The 22,626-nt window shown below is 37.0% G+C and carries 21 protein-coding genes and 2 riboswitches; of the genes, 3 read left to right on the top strand and 18 right to left on the bottom strand.

What is annotated here, in order from left to right:
* Window positions 1-18: 18 nt before the first annotated feature.
* The 3 genes from AC4PID_RS09365 to AC4PID_RS09355 form a co-directional block, all read right to left on the bottom strand.
* Window positions 19-1,551, bottom strand: a complete 1,533-nt coding sequence (locus tag AC4PID_RS09365; RefSeq protein WP_492135310.1) for a methyl-accepting chemotaxis protein — start codon at window positions 1,549-1,551, stop codon at window positions 19-21.
* A gap of 248 nt (window positions 1,552-1,799) precedes the next feature.
* A riboswitch (cyclic di-GMP riboswitch) is annotated at window positions 1,800-1,875 on the top strand.
* Between the two features lie 249 nt (window positions 1,876-2,124).
* Window positions 2,125-2,766, bottom strand: a complete 642-nt coding sequence (locus AC4PID_RS09360; protein WP_492135309.1) for a vWA domain-containing protein — start codon at window positions 2,764-2,766, stop codon at window positions 2,125-2,127.
* 79 nt (window positions 2,767-2,845) lie between these two features.
* On the bottom strand, window positions 2,846-3,868 hold the full coding sequence (locus AC4PID_RS09355; protein WP_492135308.1) for an O-acetyl-ADP-ribose deacetylase: 1,023 nt from the start codon (window positions 3,866-3,868) through the stop codon (window positions 2,846-2,848).
* Window positions 3,869-4,187: 319 nt separating this feature from the next.
* Between AC4PID_RS09355 and AC4PID_RS09350 the strand changes: the two genes are divergently transcribed.
* Both AC4PID_RS09350 and AC4PID_RS09345 read left to right on the top strand, forming a co-directional pair.
* Window positions 4,188-5,696, top strand: a complete 1,509-nt coding sequence (locus AC4PID_RS09350) for a S8 family peptidase (protein WP_492135307.1) — start codon at window positions 4,188-4,190, stop codon at window positions 5,694-5,696.
* 33 nt (window positions 5,697-5,729) lie between these two features.
* Window positions 5,730-7,730 (top strand): S-layer homology domain-containing protein, encoded by a 2,001-nt coding sequence (locus tag AC4PID_RS09345; RefSeq protein ID WP_492135306.1) that lies wholly within the window; start codon window positions 5,730-5,732, stop codon window positions 7,728-7,730.
* Between the two features lie 66 nt (window positions 7,731-7,796).
* On the opposite strand, the gene AC4PID_RS09340 is transcribed toward AC4PID_RS09345, so the two are convergent.
* From AC4PID_RS09340 to AC4PID_RS09325, 4 genes are all read right to left on the bottom strand, one after another.
* Window positions 7,797-8,114 (bottom strand): hypothetical protein, encoded by a 318-nt coding sequence (locus AC4PID_RS09340; protein WP_492135305.1) that lies wholly within the window; start codon window positions 8,112-8,114, stop codon window positions 7,797-7,799.
* A 17-nt stretch (window positions 8,115-8,131) separates the two neighbouring features.
* A complete protein-coding gene (locus tag AC4PID_RS09335; RefSeq protein ID WP_492135304.1) occupies window positions 8,132-8,362 on the bottom strand; it encodes a DUF1653 domain-containing protein in 231 nt (76 codons plus the stop codon).
* Window positions 8,363-8,499: 137 nt separating this feature from the next.
* Window positions 8,500-9,609 (bottom strand): pyridoxal-phosphate-dependent aminotransferase family protein, encoded by a 1,110-nt coding sequence (locus tag AC4PID_RS09330; RefSeq protein WP_492135303.1) that lies wholly within the window; start codon window positions 9,607-9,609, stop codon window positions 8,500-8,502.
* Between the two features lie 31 nt (window positions 9,610-9,640).
* Window positions 9,641-10,192, bottom strand: a complete 552-nt coding sequence (locus tag AC4PID_RS09325; RefSeq protein WP_492135302.1) for an ECF transporter S component — start codon at window positions 10,190-10,192, stop codon at window positions 9,641-9,643.
* Window positions 10,193-10,403: 211 nt separating this feature from the next.
* Between AC4PID_RS09325 and AC4PID_RS09320 the strand changes: the two genes are divergently transcribed.
* Window positions 10,404-11,927, top strand: coding sequence for a sensor domain-containing diguanylate cyclase (locus AC4PID_RS09320; protein ID WP_492135301.1), 1,524 nt, complete (start codon window positions 10,404-10,406; stop codon window positions 11,925-11,927).
* Between the two features lie 74 nt (window positions 11,928-12,001).
* Here the strand turns inward: AC4PID_RS09320 and AC4PID_RS09315 are convergent, their stop codons facing one another.
* From AC4PID_RS09315 to AC4PID_RS09265, 11 genes are all read right to left on the bottom strand, one after another.
* Window positions 12,002-12,661: an HAD family hydrolase gene (locus tag AC4PID_RS09315; protein WP_492135300.1), complete on the bottom strand. Its 660-nt coding sequence runs from the start codon at window positions 12,659-12,661 to the stop codon at window positions 12,002-12,004.
* A gap of 1 nt (window position 12,662) precedes the next feature.
* The gene (ribH, locus tag AC4PID_RS09310; RefSeq protein WP_492135299.1) at window positions 12,663-13,124 is read right to left on the bottom strand and encodes a 6,7-dimethyl-8-ribityllumazine synthase; all 462 of its coding nucleotides are present in this window, start codon (window positions 13,122-13,124) and stop codon (window positions 12,663-12,665) included.
* Window positions 13,121-14,329, bottom strand: a complete 1,209-nt coding sequence (locus AC4PID_RS09305; RefSeq protein ID WP_492135298.1) for a bifunctional 3,4-dihydroxy-2-butanone-4-phosphate synthase/GTP cyclohydrolase II — start codon at window positions 14,327-14,329, stop codon at window positions 13,121-13,123. The genes ribH and AC4PID_RS09305 overlap by 4 nt, the downstream gene beginning before the upstream one ends.
* A 9-nt stretch (window positions 14,330-14,338) precedes the next feature.
* Window positions 14,339-14,980 (bottom strand): riboflavin synthase, encoded by a 642-nt coding sequence (locus AC4PID_RS09300; RefSeq protein ID WP_492135297.1) that lies wholly within the window; start codon window positions 14,978-14,980, stop codon window positions 14,339-14,341.
* Window positions 14,961-16,088 carry a bifunctional diaminohydroxyphosphoribosylaminopyrimidine deaminase/5-amino-6-(5-phosphoribosylamino)uracil reductase RibD gene (gene ribD, locus AC4PID_RS09295; protein ID WP_492135296.1) on the bottom strand — a complete coding sequence of 376 codons (1,128 nt, stop codon included), beginning with the start codon at window positions 16,086-16,088 and terminating at the stop codon, window positions 14,961-14,963. Before ribD ends, AC4PID_RS09300 begins: the two co-directional genes overlap by 20 nt.
* A 203-nt stretch (window positions 16,089-16,291) precedes the next feature.
* Window positions 16,292-16,406: riboswitch (FMN riboswitch) on the bottom strand.
* A 53-nt stretch (window positions 16,407-16,459) separates the two neighbouring features.
* Entirely contained in the window at window positions 16,460-16,954 is a 495-nt protein-coding gene (locus AC4PID_RS09290) for a 4Fe-4S binding protein (RefSeq protein ID WP_492135295.1), read from the bottom strand.
* A gap of 100 nt (window positions 16,955-17,054) precedes the next feature.
* Window positions 17,055-18,218 carry a GGDEF domain-containing protein gene (locus AC4PID_RS09285; RefSeq protein ID WP_492135294.1) on the bottom strand — a complete coding sequence of 388 codons (1,164 nt, stop codon included), beginning with the start codon at window positions 18,216-18,218 and terminating at the stop codon, window positions 17,055-17,057.
* A gap of 205 nt (window positions 18,219-18,423) precedes the next feature.
* Window positions 18,424-18,561 (bottom strand): LDCC motif putative metal-binding protein, encoded by a 138-nt coding sequence (locus AC4PID_RS09280; protein WP_492135293.1) that lies wholly within the window; start codon window positions 18,559-18,561, stop codon window positions 18,424-18,426.
* A gap of 12 nt (window positions 18,562-18,573) precedes the next feature.
* The gene (locus AC4PID_RS09275; protein ID WP_492135292.1) at window positions 18,574-19,971 is read right to left on the bottom strand and encodes a sensor histidine kinase; all 1,398 of its coding nucleotides are present in this window, start codon (window positions 19,969-19,971) and stop codon (window positions 18,574-18,576) included.
* Entirely contained in the window at window positions 19,968-20,672 is a 705-nt protein-coding gene (locus AC4PID_RS09270) for a response regulator transcription factor (protein WP_492135291.1), read from the bottom strand. The genes AC4PID_RS09275 and AC4PID_RS09270 overlap by 4 nt, the downstream gene beginning before the upstream one ends.
* Before the next feature lie 26 nt (window positions 20,673-20,698).
* Window positions 20,699-22,531 carry an urease accessory protein UreH domain-containing protein gene (locus tag AC4PID_RS09265; RefSeq protein WP_492135290.1) on the bottom strand — a complete coding sequence of 611 codons (1,833 nt, stop codon included), beginning with the start codon at window positions 22,529-22,531 and terminating at the stop codon, window positions 20,699-20,701.
* Window positions 22,532-22,626: the final 95 nt, after the last annotated feature.

Raw genomic sequence — 22,626 nt, 5'->3', positions numbered from 1 at the left:
ATATAATTGAAAATCCATTTATAACGAAGCAATTTTTTCGATTTCCGTTCGTATCGCCTGTGTATTTTCTGTTATTTCATGAATATTGTCTATCATTTTCGATACTGCAGCATTCACTTCCTCCGTTGTAGCAGAATATTCTTCTGAAACGCCAGCAATCATAGTGATCGTATTAAAAGCATCTTCCTTATGGTTTTCAAGATCTTTTGCATTAGCCCCTGCTTTATTGAGCCCAACATTTGTTACCTTTAAAAAATCTATGGTTTTACCAATATTTGTAACCGTATTCTTAACGATTTTGTTGGTCTCATCTGATTGTGACTTTAATGCTGTCATGGTTTCTTGTGCAGATATAATATGCGCATCCATTCCGGTAACCACTTGATTGATGCTTTTAGCACTTTCAGAGGTTTCTTCAGCTAATTTACGAATTTCATCCGCAACGACAGCAAATCCACGTCCAGCTTCTCCTGCTCTAGCAGACTCAATAGAAGCGTTTAAAGCCAGTAAATTGGTTTGCTGTGCAATATTATCAATCTTTTGAATCGCTGAAATAATAACCTTAAACTCAGTAAGCATTTGACTGATCGTTTCATAGATTTCAGAATTCAGGGACTCTGAATTTTTTACAATTTCCTCTAAATCCTTCAGCGTAATGGTACTTTCTTGATTAATTATTTCACTTTCCTTAGTTCCCTTGGAAAGCTCATTGATCACTTCATTGATACCATCGACTGAGTGACTCAACGCATCCATAATCTGCATCGCCTTTTCTAGGTCGTTACTTTGATCCACTGCCCCTTTTGAAATTTCTTCTATCGCATACCCAATTTCATTGGAGGTTGTATTTAAGGTGATTATCGCATCACTAAGTCCTCTAAAGCTATTCTCTGACTCTGCTACACCAGAGACGATAACCGCTCTTGAAGCGTTTATCTCGTTGGTTGTCTTAATCTGTTCTTCAACCGTTACTACTAAATTGTCAAAGATATTTTTAATTGACCTTCTAATAAAAAAGGCAATCACAAGTGCAATCATTAAGACTGCAGATATCGTAATTTTTGTCTCCAAAGCCAAAGAAACCTGCACGGTTCCCTCAAGCGTTTTTAACTCAGAATGTCCCATGAGTACGTTGATAATAAATGCAATAACCACAAGCGCTGTATAAGTAACACTGACAAGCGTATTGTGAAGCAATACTATTGGAATGAAAGCACTGATTAAAAGTGCAACCAACATCACGTTTAATGGATAGGATGAAAAAAATACGAGCATAATCCCTGCCATAAAAGTAAATGCCAATACTATAATTTTATTGTCCACTGCCATCTTAATCTTAGGTGTAAAAAAAGCAAATATACCCACAACTATTGAAAATATGGATATGATAATTAACGTCGGATTAAAATTACTCAGTCCTTCCGGTGCTAAAAGTGCAGTAAAAGGTGAGTAAACCGCTATAAATGCAAATATAAAAATTGTCGCCTGCCGAAACGATTTGAAAATAAAAAACTTAATATTATCAATAACATTATTAGAGTTTTGCTCCATATAACCACCCCTTCATATTTGTTACAGTATTTATACCGAAGGATTATTAAAGAAAACAATTAAATGCGACTTAAGTTCAAATTAACAACTCGACAAACTACAGCCAATTGTTAAATTTTGGTCAATGTTAAATTAACTTAATACTCTTCCTAAATCTTTTGATTGACTCTAAAGATTTAAAAATGATATAATTCGATTCGGCTTAGACACAATGACCTATTTTATTAGTCAAAATGAATTATATATCTCATGTTCAAGGGCAAAACTATCGAAAGATAGTGACGCAAAGCTACAGGGCCTTTCAAATGGCAGCCAGTTACCTTGAGGTATTTTTTTATGTTCAAAAAACTTAAAAACCATATGATTGCGCTCTACATTCTACTTTATAATGCTGAATTTATTAGAATCTTTACTAGATCAAATCACTCACTAGTCACAACATATCTTCTTCTATATTAATATGGGAGAATTTCAATAACCTATATCATAGAAAAACACCAAAAGTTGATGACCTTAAAGGCTGTCAACTTTTGGTGTTTTTTCGTTGAATACTACATATTATAAAAGCATATTTCACGAATTACTGTCTTTTTTAATTTTCTTTTTCCACGAACTGGATATAGAGTCGTGTAATCTCAACTCTGTTAAAGCCTCACTAATCGCTTCGTAATTTTGACTGACGCCTTCCCGATCATTGCAATACTTAACGGCTCTTTCTTTATCAATTCCTAAGCGATTTGCTTCTTCAGTTACATCTATATTTGCACCTAAAAATATAAACTCCCATCCCATTTTTTCTCTTTGCTCTTGGATTAGACGTTTCACTTGTCTGTAGGTATATTCACTACTTGCATTTTCAAGTCCATCTGTTGTAATCACAAATAGAAACTGATTGGCTTTATACTCCGCTTTTGTTTCCTCATGTTGTAATTTCATGCTTGTAATTGTTTTTCCAATCGCATCTAGTAAAGCAGTGGTCCCTCTCACAAAGTACTCAGCAGATGTCAAAGGATTTACCAATGGCAGTGATTTTCTATTGTGAAGGACTTCATAGCAATTATCGAACAATATTGTGGTAACCCTTACTTCCCCTTCTTGCGCCAACTGTTTCTCAAGCAAAGCATTATAACCGCCTATGGTATCGCTTTCCAGCCCAGCCATAGAACCACTTCTATCTAGAATAAAAACAACCTCGGTAATCGTCTTCTTTTTCATATGCTACCTCCTAAGATTTGTTACTCAAAGGATATCACTTTTTAAAAAAAGAAAGGTCGCCTAATAGGCGACATTTTCACTATAACATTGGCTCATTGAATTCAAATAAAGCCAAATTAATCGCGTATATATCAAACTGCTCCTTCTCGATAAAATATCGAATAATCAAATCCTGTTTGCTACTATTTGAAAAGGCATAACCAGCTTTTTGCATCAGATCACAAGCTTCATCGAACGATAGCTCCAAGCTAATCGCCAGAGCCATAACCGTCGCTTTGCTGGGCTTGTAAGCACGATCGCTACGAATCTTAGAGAACAGTTTTCGATCGATGTTTGCCCGCTTATAGACCGTTACATCATCAAAACCCTTATGATCAATTAGCCTAAATAGATGCTCGGAAAAGGTCGCTTGAAGTTCAGAAAGCACATCTTCTAAATTTCTTTCTTTTAAAGATGCAGATGTCACGTTGTGCCGTGGTTGATCGAGTAACACTCCCATATCTGAATCGTTTAAGGCATGTTTAAAAATCTCTGCTGAATCATTAATGTATTCTTCTTCATCTTCATAAGCGTCATCTATATAAGCGTCATCTATATAAGCTTTAATTTCACTGTATCTGTTATCAGATAGATAGGTAGTTGTGCGATTAAAAATCACCAAATAGACCATCATATCATTTGATTTCAAAAATAAATCGATTTCAGAAATTGCGACTTCTATCGCTTGCTCTTTTGGATAGCCATATACCCCTGAAGAAATTAATGGAAAGGCAATAGAAGCCAATCCTTTCTCAAAAGCAAGTGCCAAAGCCTTTTGATAGCAAGATCTCAGTAAATACTCTTCATTATGACCACCACCGTGCCAAACAGGTCCTACAGTATGTATCACATATTTTGAAGGCAAGTTAAAGCCTTCCGTTAGTTTTACATCACCTGTTTTACAACCGTTTAGCATTCGACACGCCTCAAGAAGCTTTGGACCAGCGGCTCTATGGATTGCCCCATCAACGCCACCACCACCTAGCAAGGAAGTATTGGCCGCATTAACGATTGCATCCACTTTCAGTTTTGTGATATCATTTCTAATAATTTCAAATGGCATATGCATCACCTTTCACTTTAATTGTATCTCTATTTTATTATAAAACATGAAATTGGTTAATGCATAAAAGTCATACAAAAATCTCTAATAAAATTTCTCCTTTAATACGCTGTAGTCCTTAAAGATACTATTTTACAAAAAATACTTTACCTCATAAATTTTAATTTACACATTTATATAGATACTCTATACTAATAAAGCTAGTGGAAATTTTATACATAAATCAACTAAATAACTCTGTAAAAAATGAACTTTTAACTAGATTTGTTTTTGTTAATGTATTAACATTTTCCGCAGTAAATCATTTCCTGGGGGAAGTATGCGAAGAAAAAAAGTACTCTTATTAAGCCTGTTTCTATTAACAGTCTCTACCATCTTTCAGTTCAACTTTGACGGGACTATCTCATTTGCTGAAACGATCCTGATTGAAAACACATCAACACAAGAAATACAAGCAATTAATACACTAGACTCAAAAGACAAAACGGGAAACGATACTTTTTTCTTGGCAGATGAGGATGGTGATAATACCACAAAACCTGTTAGCGTCAACAGTGACAGTATTACTGAATACCAACTATTAAGTGATGGCACAACACAGATTACATACGACATTAACGGCGAGTTTAAAACAGGGCTCTACCTTGAACCCGATTTATATCGTTCTTTCGATGAAGGCGAGTTTAGTTACTTTTATACTACTTTATCCGTACCTTATGTGGCCGAAGAGCTAGGATTTTCACAATTATCTAATAAAGTTGCTCAATCCAGCACAGATATTGTCGTCGCGATTCTGGATACCGGAGTTGATGTAAAAAACGCGACATTAAAATCGAGATTACTACCTGGTTATAATACCGTTAAAAACAAAAAAGACACTGATGACACCAACGGGCATGGTACGCATGTTGCTGGAATAATCGCAATGTCTACACCTTCAAATGTGAAAATTCTACCTATAGATGTTTTTGATGAATCAGGTTTGGCTAAGGATTCTGATATAGTTACCGGTATTTATTATGCTGTTAACCAAGGTGCAAAAGTCATTAATATGTCACTATCAGGCGAAGGAAAAACCAACTATCTTGAAAATGCGATTCAATACGCAATAGACCGAGATGTCATTGTTGTTGTTTCTTCTGGAAATGATGCTTCTGATAATAGCTATCTGTATCCAGCTGCATTTGATGATGTCGTTACAGTAGGGGCAACTAACACACTTGGTAGCTTATTATCTTACTCTAACTTCGGTGATTCAGTTGATATCTGTGCACCTGGCGAAAATATAGTCAGCACCTATCTAGACAATACCACAGTTTCAATGTCAGGAACTTCTATGGCCGCACCTTTTATCTCAGCAGCTACTGCTCTAATTTGGCTAGACCAGCCTGATTTGGATGCAGATGAAGTTAAAAAAATTATGCTTTCCCAAACAAAAGATCTTGGCGCTCTAGGAAAGGATCAATTTTTCGGATCTGGTGAAATAAATTTAACTGGTTATGCCTCTAGTGATTCTTTTTACTTGATTGGACATACTTATGCAAACGTTGACAACATCCCCGAATATAAATTCGATCTTCCCATTAAATTTTACTCAGATAATACTATTGAGACCATCGATTTTTTGGTAGATGGTGTTCCTGTTAAAACCTTGTATTCTACAGATAGCGTACAAGACGCTTCACTTAACATTCGTAAATTGAAATTAGGTGAACATAAGCTAACCGTTACAATAAACAACACCAATGGCAGTCAAGAAACCGTAATTAATTCAAAATTTCTAATCCCTGATTACAATGTTTCAATTATTGTATTTGATCTTCTTTGAAATATTATTGGTTCAGACAATTTTCGTCCTCAAATGGAATTTTATGAGTATGATTTAGACGAAAATATTTATGATGAGCCTTCTTCTCTTTTCATGGATGAAAATGTTTATCAGCTCAATATTGATTTTACAGCAATGGCCAAGGCAAATCGAATCACATATGGTTGTTTAAACTTGTCCTATTCGGATACACCATTTTATTTTAGAGGTCTCTTTACCAGCGGTCTTACCTTACTCGAACCACTCAGTTGTGAAACCGTAACCTTTGAGTCCGATTGGGAATTCGGAGACAACGCTTACGTGGAATACAACATTCCATTTGATCGTTTTAAAAACTCAAAATATATTAGTCCCTTATATGAAAGAGTCCTGCAATATACAGTTGGCATGAGGCAGCTCTTAACAACCCAAGAAGTATACGATAATCCAGATGGAACCTATTCAATATCACAAGATAAAGGGAAATTTTTTGTAAAAATTTACAATGATACAAGTTATTCAGATAGTATTAAGCCACCTGAAGTATTGTATAACGATTACTTGTGTTATTTAGATGATTTTGATCTTACCTATGAAGACTTTAGTGATGTTTCATTTAAACTAGTTCCAGAAGCTTATTTCAATCAAATTGAAATTGTAGATCCAGTTTCATTAAGTTATGTAATAAATGTAGATTTGAGTTATCTAGACAGCGTCGCCGATTCATATGATGTTAAGCTCGGTAGAAATATCTATAATATAAAATACTGTTTTAAACATGCGCTTAATAATCGAGAATTATACTACAAAATCTTTACCAATATAAATCTTTTTGAACCATTAATAATAGACTCTCCTTTTTTAGAAGAAGTTAAAGAAGAGGTCATGTTAGATAGTGGAGAAGGTGTTATCCTCCATGAACTGGTTAACAACGTTGGCGGTAGTATCGTAATAACTGAACATGACTATGTAAACCCAATACTCGTCCTAACAGATACTAAAACGAAAGCAACATACAGAATAAAAGGATATAAAACTATATTAGGCTATTATAGCTACGTGAATGAGCAATCTCAAGATGCTTACAAATTAAAAGGGATTCCAAATGGAAAATACAGAATGACTTTCGAATATGAAGAAGGTGTAATTTTCTTCCCTTATGCACATTATGATTCGGTTGTAGAAATCAAAGACAATAAAATATTTAATGGTACAAACACTGCCCCAAGCTCAGATACCTCTCACACTTATTATATTACGAAAAATTTCAGTGGTTGGATTGATTTAAATCGAATTTTCAAAGATAATGAGCAATCCACGTTGGTCTATAAAGCTGATAAAGGATGTGTTATCGACAATATTCTGTATTTTTCGAACTATAAAAATAACGATATCGTCGTAAAGGTAAATGCTTACGATGGCGCTGGAGGCGTAACGACCACAACACTTAATTTAATACGATCACATGACAATGAAAATGGTGATGATTTTACGCCAATTCCAGAAATCATAAGCATGGATGCCTCAAATTGGGCGAAAGAAAGCATAGCGATTGCAATTACTAAAAAACTAGTTGAAAATAGTATTCTAAGCCAGTATCAGGAAGATATTACAAGAGGTGAAGTGAGTATTCAAGCAGTAAAAATTCTCGAAAAATATGTCGGGACTCTGAAAACAGCTGATACTTCAACTTTTAAAGATACTGAAAGTGAAGCTATTTTAAAAGCCTTTAAGGCTGGCATACTAAGTGGTACAGATAAAGAACATTTTAGTCCACAAAGCACTATAACCCGCGAGCAATTTTGCGTCGTTATCTACAAACTTGCTCAAAAAATTGAAAAAAGAACTTATGAAACATATGCCATTGATACCAGTTACAAAGATCAAGCATCCATCTCCAGTTGGGCCATTGACGCAGTAAATTTCTGCAATAGAAATGGCATCCTTATAAGCAATAACGGCAAACTCTCTCCGAAAAGTAATGTAACAAGAGAAGAAGCCATTGTGATGTTTGTGAAACTCTATGAACAAATCACCAATAAAACTTTAAAGTAATCAAATAAAAACGTCCCAAGCATACCGTTTTTCATACGGTACCGCTTGAGACGTTTTTCTTTTTTATTAATAGTCATCCCTACTGGACTTTGACTTAGATTTTGCTTTCTTTCTTGAAAGTCTGACACCACCAAATCCGCTGATGATGGCGATGTAGAATCCAAAATCGTACCACCAACCAGTGTTATTGACCTCATAGACACGAGTCGTGTCATTAAATAAGCTGATAATTAATGATAGCGGTGCTAACCAACCATGCCAGATGCCCCAAAAGAAGCCAGCTGGATCTTCGCTGGTGTACTTGCTATCTCCAGGCAGACAGCCCGTCAAAAGTACTGCCATCATAGCCACTAACAAAATCAATAAGATACTCTTCTTTTTCATAGATCCCTCCAATGATTTTACTTACTCAAATCTTCACTCATAAGGACAAAGCGTTTCACCCTGCCCTCCGGCGTCTCCTTCATATCCAAAAACATATCATAGGGTCTTACCCATACATCCTGTTCACCGTAAAGCTTTTGGTAGACGACCATGCGCTCCTCCGTCTCACTGTGCGTCGCCACTGCCAACACTTTATAGAGATTGCCTTTGAAATGTCTGTAAGTACCGCCAATAACTAGCTCTTCCAAAATAAGTTTTCCCCCCTTACAAGGCTTATTAACCTAATTATACCACACAGGCACGAGCTAAATAAAAAACACATGCAGTAAGCTTCTCATCTCATTATATCATAAGCAGAAATCAACTGAATGTGTTCTATTAGGGTTTAAAGTTTGATATTAAATCTCTTATCGGTTTGAACCAACATCTTAATCGCACTCAAGGTTCGATCCAGATAGTCTTCATTGATGTTTTCGCCCATATGTCCTATTCTGAGTACTTTCCCCTTTAATGGACCGAATGCGCCTGTGATCATAATGCCATGCTGTTTTAAAAGTGTTTCTCTAAAAACAGCCTCATCAAATCCTTCTGGAACTATGATAGCGGTTACGGTATTAGAAGGGCTCTCAAGTGGGTAAAGCTCAAAACCAAGCTCGAGAAGTTCTTTTCTTGTGCGATTCGCAGCAGTTTCGTGCTTTGCTATGACGTTTTCCCCCTCAAACCATCTTTTTAGCGCAGCATTAAATGCATAAATATCGCTAACCGGCTGTGTATAAGGGAACCACATTTGCTCGTTATACCCTTCCCATGTTAATAGGTTGGTGTAAAAGCCTCTAATCGGTGTCTTTCTCTCTTTCATGGCTTGCTTCGCCTCCTCGCTCATCGCTAAAAAGGTGAGACCTGGAGGTGCGGACAGGCATTTTTGTGAGCCGCCCAGAATCATATCGATTGACCATTCATCGGTCTCAATCGGCATGCCGCCGATAGAAGAAACTGCGTCCACCACACTTAGTATACGATGCTTTCTGAGAAGTGGGCAGATCAATTCGATAGGGTTTATTAGTCCAGATGGCGTTTCGCAGTGTACGACCGTCGCAAGCTTGAAATCGTGATCCTTATCTAAGAATGCACTTAGTTTTAAGATATCGACAGGTTTTCTAAAGTCCTGCTGATAATAGACGCACTCTGCGCCATACATCTTTGCAAAATCGCCGAAGCCTTCACCGAAGATACCATTGCTGATAATCAGCACACGGTCACCATCTTCTATAAGGGAGGCACAAGCTGCCTCTAGTCCCAGTATCCCTTCTCCACTGAGGATTAGGGTTTCATTTTTTGTCTTCAAAAGCTTTGCCACAAGCGAAGCCGTCTCCTGATACAGCTGAAAGAAATCGGGATCAATATCAGGCTGAAGCATCGGTTTTGACATTGCCATTCTTATACTTTCATGGATCATCGTTGGCCCAGGTGTCATCATTAGATAATTTGCATTCATGTGACTTCCTTTCATAGATCAATCGTCATAATTAATTCGAAACAGCGGATAACTTTCTCAAATAGCCTGAGAAGCCACTCTTTTGAATGGTTAAAATAACTGGTGTTGCGATTACGATACCCGCAACAGCCTGCGTGATATCGCCAGGAATCGATGCGATTGCAGCTGGCAAATCTCTGTAAAGTAATAAGTTATATCCGAGATAACCGAAAATCATCCAAACACTTGGCAAAACAAGTGCTATAAGCAATCTAAAAAAGCTTTTGCTCTCACTTTTTCCACCGTTTGCGATGCTACCCACCGCATAGCCCATGATGCCTCTAATGATAAAAGTACCTGGTGCCCAAATTGCCCAAGGTGATAATATATCAAATAGTGCCATACCCAGTGCACCTGAAATCGCACCATACTTCTTGCCAAAAACAACTGCAATGGTAAATAAAGCGACGTTACCAAGATGAATCAATCCCCCAGTTGCAATACCTGGAAGCGTAATTTGAATTGCGTAAGTACATACAAATACGATGGCAGTAAAAAGACCTGCAAGAACCACTTGTTTTGTTTTTAAATTTGTCGGTTTCATAATACCTCTCCAAATGAATTTTTCATTTTCATTATAAAAGGGGATTGTCCTTTTAAAAAGTGTCAGAATCGAATTATATAATAGGGTCAGTTCGATATATTGATCGTCGTACTTATATTAAAAATGCGTATTTCTTTCAAATTTTGAGTTATAATAGTCATAGAAAAAGATTTATCCGTCTATAATGACACATCTAGAAAAAGGAGTTTAGATGAAATTAAGATATAAGCTTCATTCACTAACCGTTGCATTTACGGTTATCGTTATTATCGTTCTCAGTTTTGTATTGGTCCTTATCAGCCGACAGAATTTCTATGGGGTTGAATCCATTTTTTATAAGGACAAGGTAGATACCGCAAGAGTTGCTCTTGAAAATGAATTTTACGCACTTGAGTATACCTTAACGGACTGGTCGAAATGGGATTTGACCTACGATTTCGTATCTGGAGAGGATAACAATTTTATTGAGGAGAATTTAAGCGGCGATGTTTTAGGGGGATTAGAATTAGACTATCTCTATATTTACGATGATTCTGACAAACTGCTTTATGATCAAATGAAAGATCCAAATGGATTCAGCACAGGAATTGATCAGATTGTTTTAGATGTGCTGAAGGAATATCCAAATCAGACTGGTGTGTTGTCCATAGGCGATCAGCTCATTATTTTTTCTACCATGCGTATTACCAATAATGAAGGGACAGCAGACCCAAAAGGGTTCCTCGGATTTGCCAAGGTGATTGACTCAGATTTTGTTGAGTTTTTTAATATAGAAACCAGTATGGATTTCACTATAGAAAAGATAGTGGTTACTGATGACTCAGACTCAAATGATTCAGCAAACAATTCAATGCGAGGTCATTTTAATGTATCCAGTAATCTCAATCATACGAGAAGTGCAGATAGTACACTCAAGCTCGTTGTTCCAATCGTTAATTCAGATCAAACCCTTGTCCTAACGACAAATCTTGAAAACGCAATCCAAAAGCTAGGGACACGATTCATTTATCTCGCAGTGTTTTTAGTCTTTTTAATCCTTAGCTTTTTTGCTGTTTTACTAAATGTGTCTTTTGAACGTGTTGTCATTCGACGTCTTTTAGAGCTCAATGGACAAATTGCCTTTATTAGAAAATCTAGAAGCACCAAAGAAAGGCTTAATTCCAAAGGCTATGATGAGATTGGTGAACTCGGTGAAAACATCAATCTGATGCTGGAGGAAATCGACGAAATTCATACTGAGCTCTCTAAACTCGCCGCATACGATGATATGACTGGGGTTTATAACAGACGGATCGGTTTAGATATTTTGGACGGTTTAATTAAGAGTTTTAAAAATAACGAAGCCACCTTTTCTGTTATTTATCTTGATATTGATAACTTAAAGCTTGTGAATGATCAATTTGGTCACTCGTCTGGTGATGAAATGATTACTGATGCAATCAAACTCGTACTTGATGCCATACCAGATCCTAGATATGTTATACGATTGGGTGGTGATGAGTTCTTAATCATCTTAAAGAACCACAATTTAGAGAAAGCTAAATCTGTTGAAGCTCTGATTATTGACGCCATTGATCAGTTTAACAAAACCTCACACAAGGTTTATAGTTTGAGCTTTAGCATGGGTGTCATCGAATATGAAAAAACCATGCAGCTTGAAGAGATACTAGAGCTTGCAGACAAAGAGATGTATCTTTCAAAAGAGAAAAAACGGTCGAAAATTTTAAATAAGTAATGAAAGATCAAAAAGAGCTAAAATAACGACTTTTAAATGTGTTATTTTAGCTCTTTAATTTTGTGATACTAAGCTTAAAAATAATCTAAAAGTTCACCAATGTCATGTATTAAAGCATTGGCAGCCTTTAGTTCCTCCAGCTCACCATACCCATACAAACAGCCTATGGAAAACAACTGGTTGGCACTTGCCGCATCGATGTCTGCTTTTCTATCTCCAATAAATGCTGCGATTTTTGCTTTTGAATCTTCTTGATTAAGATCCTCAACCAACTTTAATATCTCTTCCTTAGGCAAATAACCGTATGTCTCCGCTGCAATAAAGGCATCAAAATAACGATCAAGTTGAAAGGCTTTTACGACTGCATCTCGATAGCTTTCCTTACAGTTGCTGAGAATCTTCAGGCGATATCCCTTTTGCTTAAGCTTTTGCAATACCGCCTCAGTGCCTACATATAAGCGTCCTTCACCCATTTCAATCGCCTGTGACATAAGCTGACCAATCCACTGAGAAGCTTCTTTTTTAAGTTCCGGCTCTAATTCAGACATAAACTTTTCCCACATCTCCGGTGGTGAATACCCCAGCCAAACAGATGCTTCCTCCAAACTTAATCGTCTTTCCGGCAAAGCTACTCTGCCTCTAAGCATATCATAAGCCGCTTGTAATGCTTTTTGATAAATTAAGGCTGTTTCATGCAAAGTCCCATCAAAATCAAAATAGATAATCTTGTCCATGTTACTCGACTAAGGCAAGGAAATTTGCCATTTCGATAGCGGTCATCGCAGCATCCGCACCTTTATTACCAGCCTTGGTCCCCGCTCTTTCGATGGCCTGTTCAATGGTATCTGTCGTTAATACGCCAAATATCACTGGTAGATTTTGATCTAAAGAAACCTGCGCAACGCCTTTAGCGACTTCATTTGAAACAAACTCAAAATGTGGTGTCGCACCTCGAATGACAGCACCCAGACAGATAATAGCATCGTACTTGTTCGTCATAGCCAGTCTTTTTGCTGCAAGAGGGATTTCATAAGCGCCTGGTACCCACGCCACATCGATTGCATCCACATCTACACCATGTCGGATGAGCGTATCCTTTGCACCTTCAAGAAGTTTACTCCCAATAAACTCGTTGAATCTGCCAACGATAATTCCAAATTTTTTCCCAGTTCCTATTAAATTCGCACTAAATATCATATTTTGTTCTCCTCCATGTTATATAGATGTTGCATCTTATCCTGCTTGGTTTTTAAATACTTGAAGTTCTTATCATTGTGAGACATAACGATTGGAACGCGACCAACCACTTCAAGTCCATGACCTTCTATGCCAGTTAATTTCAACGGATTATTGGTCATTAGCTCAATTTTACGTAAACCCAAATTGTATAAAATTTGTGCACCAATGCCATAATCTCTTAGATCCTCGGCAAATCCCAATGCCAGGTTTGCTTCCACAGTATCAAGTCCTTGATCCTGAAGGGCGTATGCTCTTATTTTGTTCAGTAGGCCTATTCCTCTTCCCTCCTGACGCATGTAGAGCAGCACACCTTTACCTTTTTTTTCGATGGCTTCAAGTGCGTGAGCTAATTGATCACCACAGTCACATCTTAATGAACCAAACGCATCTCCTGTAAGGCACTCTGAATGTACACGAACCATTACGACATCATCTGGACCTATCTCTCCTTTAACTAAAGCAACATGGTGCTCATGCGTCAAAAGATTCTCATATCCTACCATTGTGAACTCACCATATTTCGTCGGCATTTTGGCAGCAGAAATCTGTCTTACATGAGATTCAGTTCGTTTTCTATATTCGATTAAATCCTTAATCGTCACCATAATTAACTGATGCTTATCGCAGAATTTCACTAAATCTGGAACGCGAGCCATCGTGCCATCGTCGTTCATGATTTCACAGATGACACCAGCTGGCTCCAGTCCTGCAAGTCTTGCAAAATCAACTGCAGCTTCGGTATGTCCAGCTCTTCTTAGCACGCCACCTTCTTTTGCATGAAGTGGAAAAATGTGTCCTGGCCTCGTAAAATCAGCTGGTTTGCTATTTTGATCTAGAAGCGCTCTTAACGTTTCAGAACGCTCATAGGCAGATATGCCTGTGGTTGAAGTTTTAACATCCACAGAAACTGTAAATCCAGTTGCTTTTGGATCTGTATTGTTGACGACCATTGGATGGAGATCAAGACGCTCGATAGCCTCTGTAACCATAGGTGCACAGATAAGCCCTCTACCATGTGTCGCCATAAAGTTGACCGCTTGTGGTGTGACATGTTCCATCGCCATCAATAAATCGCCTTCATTCTCTCTATCCTCATCGTCTACGACAACGATCATTTTTCCCAACTTAATTTGGGCAATTGCTTCTTCTATTTTGCTAAACATAATGATCTCCTATAAAAAACCTGTTCTACTTAAAAAGTCCATGTCTACACTTGATGTTTGTGACGATTTACCTAACAGTCTTTCAACATATTTTCCAATTACATCACTTTCAATGTTCACAACGTCACCTGTTTTTAAAAATGATAGTGTTGTCATTTTCGACGTGTGTGGAATGATAGAGACGACGACACTATCATGGTTCAGCTTTTGTATGGTCAGACTAATCCCATCTACAGCTATGGAGCCTTTTTCAATCATCCGAGCAATTAATGCCTCGTTTATCATAATCGTGTAAAGAGTTGCATTTCCGTGCTTCTGAACATTTGAAATCCTACCGATTGCATCGACATGTCCAGTTACAAGATGTCCATCCAATCTATCTTTCAAGGTCATTGCACGTTCTAAATTAACCCTACTGCCGATACTTAATAAATTTAGGTTCGTCGATGCAAAGGTAATCGGCATGACATCTGTGGTATATTGATTGCCCATAATCGCAGTAACCGTTAGGCAGACCCCATTTGTAGAGATACTGTCGCCCACTTTTATAAAAGATGCAATTTCTGGCGCTTCAATGGTTAATATGGCACTCTCAGAGGTCTTTTTTATGCTGTTTACCCTTCCCATCGTTTCAATCAGCCCTGTGAACATGATTGACCACCTTTCCTTTAATGCATAGATCTGTTCCAGACATTTCATAATTTAAATCAACCAATTCTATTGCCTCTGATATGTTTTCGATGCCAATACCCGATACTGGTGACTTAGCAGCTTCTCCACCGAAAATTTTAGGAGCAATAAAAAATAATACTTCATCTACATTGCCGCTTCTTAATAAGCTATCGTTTAGTGTACCGCCACCTTCAAGTAAGATACTGCAGATGTTTAGCTCACCTAAGCGTTTCATCATTGCATCCATGCAAACTTTATCCTGATTACAGCCTTTGGCATTATTTTGATTAACAATTTCGACTTTTATAGCTGCACGTAATAACGCGTCTCTTTTTTTAGCTTCAATTTGATCCGTGGTCACTAAAATGGTTTTATAATCTCTCGCAGTCTTTACGATCTGAGAGTCTAGTGGCAATTTACCTTTTGAATCGACGATAATGCGAATAGGATGTGACGGCGTCTCGTAGATACGAGTGTTCAGCATCGGATCATCTGATAAAACCGTACCGATCCCAACCATAATCGCATGAAAATCCTGTCTCAGTTCATGCACCTTATTCCTCGAAGCTTCGCATGTTATCCACTGACTCTTACCTGTCTTAGTGGCTATTTTTCCGTCTAGAGTCATCGCCGATTTCAGTAAGACATAAGGTTTTTGAGTTTCTACGAGCTTTATAAATCCTGGATTCAATTCTCGACACTGGGCTTCAAGTACGTTTAAAGTCACCTCAATCCCATTACTTCTTAGTTTTTCAATGCTTTTCCCAGCCACCTTTGGATTGGGGTCAACCATGCCAATGACAACTCTTTTAAAGCCCTGTCTGATGATTTCATCTACACAAGGGGGTGTCTTGCCGTAGTGAAAGCAAGGTTCTAATGTGACGTAAAGTGTGGCAGCTTCACATGATTCACTTGCTGAACGAATGGCGATGATTTCTGCATGTGGCTCACCATATCTTTGATGATAGCCTTCGCCAATTTTGCGGTTATCCTTTACAATAACCGCCCCTACCTTGGGGTTTGGATTGACATGTCCACTGCCTAGCCGCGCTAAAGCAATGGCTTGATTCATCCAATTTTGATCCATTTTAACCTCCTTATTAATTAATATTGAGGTCTTCAGGTATAATTCATAAAACACATTAAATAAGTTCTCGGATAATAAAATCTCAACTTTTGATGAGCTATGCAACTCTTTAAGGATAAAAAAAGGCTCTGAAAGTATAAAAATACCTTCAGAGCCATGCTCATCGAAAAAAGTACAGACCAAAAAAATAGATAGCCTACCGATACACTCTTCTCCCATCCAGACTATACTGTCGGTCTTGGAATTACACCAAGTCAGCCGTTAGGCTCGCGGACTATCACCGCCGGTCGGGAATTACACCCTGCCCTGAAGATTATTCAATTCATCGTTAGGATAACACATCGATATATATTTGTCAAAGTTAAGATTTATTAATTTTTAATGGTAAAATCCAAGCTGTTATTTGGACATGAGGTTACACAAGCCATGCATTTAGAACAGCTATAAGCTGTACTAGAATCCTTCTTATCAGCTTTATATAGGCTCATCTCTGGATTGATCGAGGAAATGTAACAAGCTTTATCACAAAGACCGCATGAGGTACAGGTGCTTTTATTTCTTCGAATTCTAAAGAGTGAAAATTTATTTAAAAACCCTTGTATCCATGCCACAGGACACCCTAATTTATAATAATTATACATTTGTACTTTGGTTTGTTCTGACGACATATTTTTAGTCATAAACTCCATCATTAGCCCTATTGGACACATCCATTTGCAAAATACCTTACCCAATAAAGCACCGAGGATAATGCCTACACCAAGAATGATTAAAATGCCCTTGGGATGCGCCAAAAACAAGTAAAGTGTAATGCCACCAAAAAGATATTGAAAACTCCTTCTATACTTCGCCAATCGTTTCACCATAACTTTATGCCTCCTAAAATTTAGACCCCCTGTACAGGGGGTCTAAATCAGTATAGCATGTTTTTAAGTTCATTTAAATCAAAAAAAATACTTTAGATTACTAAAACCACTCCACTCTGTTTCTTCCGTTTTCTTTCGCAGAATAAAGCGCTTGATCCGCATTTTTAAATGCATTTGTAAACGATAACTCCGAAGTATCTAGAACTTGAGTGATTCCAGAGCTCACAGTCATTGTAATCGCTTTTCCATCAACATAAATTTCGGCTTGTTCTATTCTGAGTCGTAATCCTTCCATTAATTCATGACTGGATACCTTATCTTTTTCGGTAAATAAGAATACGAACTCCTCTCCACCCCATCTGGCATAGATAGCGTCCTCTTGTATACTTTTTCTTATTAGATCAGCAACTTGTTCTAAGACGAGATCACCTGTTTTGTGACCATACTGATCATTGATGGTTTTAAAGTGATCGATGTCCATAATACCAAGGAAGATAGCACTTTTAGAAAGCGAGGTTACATTTATCACGTTCTCTTTTAGAATAGTTTCAAAATATCTACGATTATAAAGCCCGGTTAAAAAATCATAATTTGAAATGTATTCTAATTTTTTATTAATTTCCTCTAAGACCATATTTTTAACGATATGATCCAAGTGATTTTCGTAGGTGATTTTAGAAATAAATAATACGCATAGATAAAACATCGTTCCATTAACGAATACATCCATGAGCATATTTGTATCCTCTTGAAAGTAAAAGCTAAGCGTTAAAAACAGAACCTGTGGTATGGTGTAGACGATAAAATTATTCGGTGATTTAATTAATACGGCTATCCCAACTACGATAAAAATCGTAATATACGATGTGAAGTTGCCCAGTGTGAGTTGGTCTAGTACACCTATAAAGGCCATCCATATCATGCCAGATAATACGATTGCTTCTGATAGATAATTATACAATCGACTGGTAAGCTTGTTTTTAAAACGGTTTAATAAAACCAGTACCGTCAGGCTCGTCATAAGAATAAGAGAATGAAATACTAGATAAAGCAAACTAATGTTATAATCACCCGACTGGCTCATAATATTAGGAATATCGTTAAAAATGATTAACATCAGCTCTAAAAAAGCAGTTAATATACTGAAAATCAACAACCTTTTATTATTTGTCCTGATTAATTCTATCTTTACTTGATTTTGTTGCTCTGGGCTTAACTCATTTAATTCTCTTATAGATTCATTGCTAAATATGCGTTTGAACATTTGAGCCTCATTTCAGTGAAAGTTTTTAATATCCATCTAATAGATTTAACCCAATTTATTATAACATAATCAATTTCTTTAGCTAAAATAAAAATCCTAAGGCATCGAACCTTCAGATTTTACATCAAGTTCCTTGCTGCTAAATAAAAAAGGAGCTATGATTTAGCTCCTCAACACCTATCGGTATGCTTCTAGTTTACTTTGATTAAGACTGTTTTGGTTGGTCTGAATTTGCCTGTTTCAGTTCACAACAGTTTATGCCACCCTCACCATAGTTTGTTTTATTTTGTTCGGCAAGTGATTCTAAAAAATGTTGCCATGAAGCTTTGATTTTCTTAAACATGATGCACTCCTTTCAAATCGTTTTAAGCGGTAGTCTTACAATAAACCGACTGCCAAGACTTGACTCGCTTTCAACCTCTATGCTACCACCATGTGCTAATACGATTGATTTCGCAATGGTCAAACCTATTCCAGCGCCACCTGTTCGTCGATTTCTGGATTTATCTGTCCTATAAAACCTTTCAAATATATAGGGCAAATCTGCTTCTGAAATACCAATTCCAGAGTCGGCTACTTCTAAAACTGCTTCTTTTTCTGTTTTGATGATAGAACAACTTATGCTTCCACCTTCTGGCGTATAATGAATCGCATTAGACACTAAATTTACGATAACTTGGTAGATGCGATCTTTATCAATAGGTGCAATTACAGAAGTACCAGTAATAGTAAAGTCAATCTGCTTTTTTCGTGTTTCAATCTCGAAATTATACTTAATGGTATTCAGTATCTCAAATAAATCTTCATTGGTCCTAGTGAGTTTAAGGTTGTCCACTTCTATTTTAGATAGACTTTCAAGATCAGAAACAAGTCCTGTGATTCTCCCTATTTCCTCGTAACAGCTTCTCAACCGATCTTCTGTTGGCTCCCAAACGCCTTCAATCATCGCTTCTAAATGTGAAGAAACAGTCGTTAGAGGGGTTCTTAATTCATGTGCAACATCAGTTGTAAGCTGCTTTCTTAACTTCTCCTGTTGCTCTAATGAAGAGGCCATTTGATTCATCGTCGTAACCAACACTTTAAGCTCATCACTATCAGGAATATCTTCCTCCATTACTTTGTACTGGCCTTTCGATATTAACTTTGCGGTTTCAACTGTATTTAAAATCGGTTTTATCATTTTTTGAGAAATCAATCGACTTGTAATCATAGCTCCGACCAAAGCAATTAAACCAACAACGAAAAAAATCGTATTGAGCGCTTTTAAAAAATTCAAATCATTTTCCGTATAAAAATACGGCCCATAAAATGTAATCTCAACATTTCCAATAGCTGAATTGTCATAATTTAGCGGAAACGATTTTGTAACAAACCCGCCTTCAAAAAAAGGTTTACTGGACTTCATTCTAGATTCAATTGCTTGCATAACCTCTGTCATAAGTGCCATATCGTGATTTTCTGCATCCCAAACAAGATTGTGTTTGCTGTCAAATAACCGGATGATATAGCCTTCATATAATGCATACATGCCAAGTCCATGAATATAATCGTCATTCCAAGACTGAAACAGAGGTTGATACTGGCTTTCCAAATGGGTTACAATTTCTTCAGATCTTGCAGATTGTTCTTTTTGAGCGTATTTTTCAAACTCTTTATTGATAAACACATTGGCAACAACGCTAATCAAAACGATACTCAAAAGAACAATACCTGTAATGGTAACCGTTAGTTCTTTCTTTAATCCACCCTTCACTTTTCACCGCCAAATCTATAACCTAGACCATATATGGTCTTAATATAAAAGGGTTCCTTGGGGTTTTTTTCGATTTTTTGCCTCAAGTTTTTTATATGTGTATCAATTACTCGATCATAGCTGTCAAAGTCATCTCCAAATACCGCATCGATCAATTGCTCTCTTGTAAAAACGCGATTGGGTTGATCGAGCATCGTCATTAATATTCGCAGTTCACTTACCGTTAAGTTGATCAGTTCATGATTAATTCTTACTGTTTTGTTGGTTAAATCCACCATTAGATAATCGTCTTGCCAAACCGTAGGTTTTAAAAGAAGTCTACTCAAATCAAATCTTCTAAGTACAGTTTCTATCCGAACCTGTAGCTCTTTTAAGCTAAAAGGTTTAACCATATAGTCGTCTGCACCTGTTTTAAGGCCATCTATGATAGCAGCCTCATGTGATTTAGCTGAAAGCATAATAATTGGGGTTAATCGAACGCGCTCATTTTTTGATTCCCGAATGCTTTGACATACTTCTTCACCACTGATATCAGGTAACATCAAATCAAGAACAACTAGATCAATTTGTCCTGAGTTAATAATGCTTAGTGCCTCTGAGCCATTTGTCGCAACCTTAACTTGATAGCCTTTACTCACTAAATAGGACTCAACTACATCCAATATTTTATTTTCATCATCTACAATTAAGATTTCTGCCATAATTATGACTCCTCATAGAATAAGGTTTAATGACAAGACGCGCCTGAATTAGACTGATATGTTTCTTCTGGATAAATGAGTGTTTCAAACTGATTTATCTCGTTTTTCAGCGTCTCAACATCAAGTGTTTCTAAATCATCTACAACCTTAATATACCCAAAATATTGACTGGTAGCATTTGTGAATTCAAAATCTTGATCCGGATATAGCATTAACAAGTTTTCACCAGATTTTATCTTTAATTTAGTCGCATACTTTGGTACTCTGAGCTCAAAATCACCTGTTTCTGTCTGTTGATTATCAATCGTCCATCTCGTTTCGATGTCTTTCTGAATGACTATGACAGCTGGCGAAAATCCATCATCTGTCAGTGTGATTTTAACCTCTTGATATAACTTGTTGTCTTCAGTTGCTTTAATACCAGCAATTTCTAACTCATTTGTTGGAATTTGATACCCCGCTGGCTTTGGCGGTTCTGGCACTGGTGTTGTATCTCCGATTACTGCATCTGATCCAGGTGCAACCACTCTTATGGTTCCAGATACCATTCCCATCCAACACGTATAATTATAGACACCTGTTTGTTCTGGACTAAAACGGACTTCATTAATACCAGTTTTTAAAGTAACCTCTAAATTATATTCTCTAATAAAAAATCGATTATTACAACTGTTAACCGTACCTTCAGGTGCGATAATTTTCCAAACAACTGGTTTTCCAGCTTCAACTGTAATTTCAGGATAACTTCTTGTATTTAGTGTACTTTCAATAAGCTGTGGAGAAAGTGTATCATCTATAGCAAAGGTTTCAGATGGCTCTGATTGAGCAAAGCTCACGCTATTTAAACCTGAAAGCGCTATTCCTTGACTGAACATAGATAGTCCCATAACCACAACCAGCATCGCTCCGACAGCAACCGCTTTTTGAGCAAATTTTTTGCTCATATAAGCACTGGTGACACTTAAAATAAACATAAGCGGTACTGTTCCAAGGCTGAACATCAGCATTGCAAATGCACCTTTAATTGGACTTCCTGTTGATAATGCATAGAGCTGCATCGCCTGAAGAGGACCACATGGCATTAAACCATTTAGAAGACCGACTAAAAGTGGACTACTTTTACCAGTTGGTTTTAATTTTCGAATAAAGTCAGGCACCTTCGGTACAAATTTTCTAAAAAATGGGAATACATCTAATAGGTTCATCCCCATGGCTATCATTAAAAATCCAACGAAGATTTTTATAACGCCTTGCAAAGTGAGAGAAAAATCCAGTACAGATCCAAGACCACCAACGACGAATCCAACCGCAGTATAGGACGCTACACGACCAAAGTTATATAAGAAAGCTGGACGTAAAGCCACATTTTTTTTAAAGATACCCTTCGATTCACTTTCCCCTATATTTGTATCAATTTGAATGTTTTGTGATAGATTAATGCCACCACACATGGCGATACAATGTACAGAGGTAAATACCCCGACGATAAACAGCATGCCATAATTCATTGAGTTTGTAACCAACTGATTGGGCGAGAGTAAGTTTAAAAGTCCAAATCTTTGTATGACGAAATACATAAGTCCAATACTGATTAATACTTCTATGGATCGATTGACACTATCCATACTACTGGCTTTATTATTATCAATTTCATAACCAGCATCAATAATTACCTGATTGATTCTACTCTCATCCGTCATGGTTTGATTATAGACTACAGATGCACTGCTTTTCTTGAAATCTACTGTTGCTTCGATAATTCCTGGATGTTTAAGTAACTCTTTTTGAATTTTATTCTGACACTGCACACATGTCATGCCACTGATCTTTATACGATATTGCTTCTGGTATTCGTCCATCCGAATCCTCCTACAGTTAATCTCATTATCATTATAGGATAAGAATTTGTGGTTATTATGTGGATTCATCTGTTTATAATTAGGGTTTTGGGATA

This window comes from Fusibacter sp. QWL-12 (assembly GCF_058683495.1).
This window is presented reverse-complemented; position numbering and strand designations above follow the sequence as displayed.

What these genes read in the sequence shown, in the direction of transcription:
- AC4PID_RS09365 (WP_492135310.1), bottom strand. Translation starts at nt 1,551, where the DNA reads ATGGAGCAAAACTCTAATAATGTTATTGATAATATTAAGTTTTTTATT.
- AC4PID_RS09360 (WP_492135309.1), bottom strand. Translation starts at nt 2,766, where the DNA reads ATGAAAAAGAAGACGATTACCGAGGTTGTTTTTATTCTAGATAGAAGT.
- AC4PID_RS09355 (WP_492135308.1), bottom strand. Translation starts at nt 3,868, where the DNA reads ATGCCATTTGAAATTATTAGAAATGATATCACAAAACTGAAAGTGGAT.
- AC4PID_RS09350 (WP_492135307.1), top strand. Translation starts at nt 4,188, where the DNA reads ATGCGAAGAAAAAAAGTACTCTTATTAAGCCTGTTTCTATTAACAGTC.
- AC4PID_RS09345 (WP_492135306.1), top strand. Translation starts at nt 5,730, where the DNA reads ATGGAATTTTATGAGTATGATTTAGACGAAAATATTTATGATGAGCCT.
- AC4PID_RS09340 (WP_492135305.1), bottom strand. Translation starts at nt 8,114, where the DNA reads ATGAAAAAGAAGAGTATCTTATTGATTTTGTTAGTGGCTATGATGGCA.
- AC4PID_RS09330 (WP_492135303.1), bottom strand. Translation starts at nt 9,609, where the DNA reads ATGAATGCAAATTATCTAATGATGACACCTGGGCCAACGATGATCCAT.
- AC4PID_RS09325 (WP_492135302.1), bottom strand. Translation starts at nt 10,192, where the DNA reads ATGAAACCGACAAATTTAAAAACAAAACAAGTGGTTCTTGCAGGTCTT.
- AC4PID_RS09320 (WP_492135301.1), top strand. Translation starts at nt 10,404, where the DNA reads ATGAAATTAAGATATAAGCTTCATTCACTAACCGTTGCATTTACGGTT.
- AC4PID_RS09315 (WP_492135300.1), bottom strand. Translation starts at nt 12,661, where the DNA reads ATGGACAAGATTATCTATTTTGATTTTGATGGGACTTTGCATGAAACA.
- ribH (WP_492135299.1), bottom strand. Translation starts at nt 13,124, where the DNA reads ATGATATTTAGTGCGAATTTAATAGGAACTGGGAAAAAATTTGGAATT.
- AC4PID_RS09305 (WP_492135298.1), bottom strand. Translation starts at nt 14,329, where the DNA reads ATGTTTAGCAAAATAGAAGAAGCAATTGCCCAAATTAAGTTGGGAAAA.
- AC4PID_RS09300 (WP_492135297.1), bottom strand. Translation starts at nt 14,980, where the DNA reads ATGTTCACAGGGCTGATTGAAACGATGGGAAGGGTAAACAGCATAAAA.
- ribD (WP_492135296.1), bottom strand. Translation starts at nt 16,088, where the DNA reads ATGGATCAAAATTGGATGAATCAAGCCATTGCTTTAGCGCGGCTAGGC.
- AC4PID_RS09290 (WP_492135295.1), bottom strand. Translation starts at nt 16,954, where the DNA reads ATGGTGAAACGATTGGCGAAGTATAGAAGGAGTTTTCAATATCTTTTT.
- AC4PID_RS09285 (WP_492135294.1), bottom strand. Translation starts at nt 18,218, where the DNA reads ATGTTCAAACGCATATTTAGCAATGAATCTATAAGAGAATTAAATGAG.
- AC4PID_RS09280 (WP_492135293.1), bottom strand. Translation starts at nt 18,561, where the DNA reads ATGTTTAAGAAAATCAAAGCTTCATGGCAACATTTTTTAGAATCACTT.
- AC4PID_RS09270 (WP_492135291.1), bottom strand. Translation starts at nt 20,672, where the DNA reads ATGGCAGAAATCTTAATTGTAGATGATGAAAATAAAATATTGGATGTA.
- AC4PID_RS09265 (WP_492135290.1), bottom strand. Translation starts at nt 22,531, where the DNA reads ATGGACGAATACCAGAAGCAATATCGTATAAAGATCAGTGGCATGACA.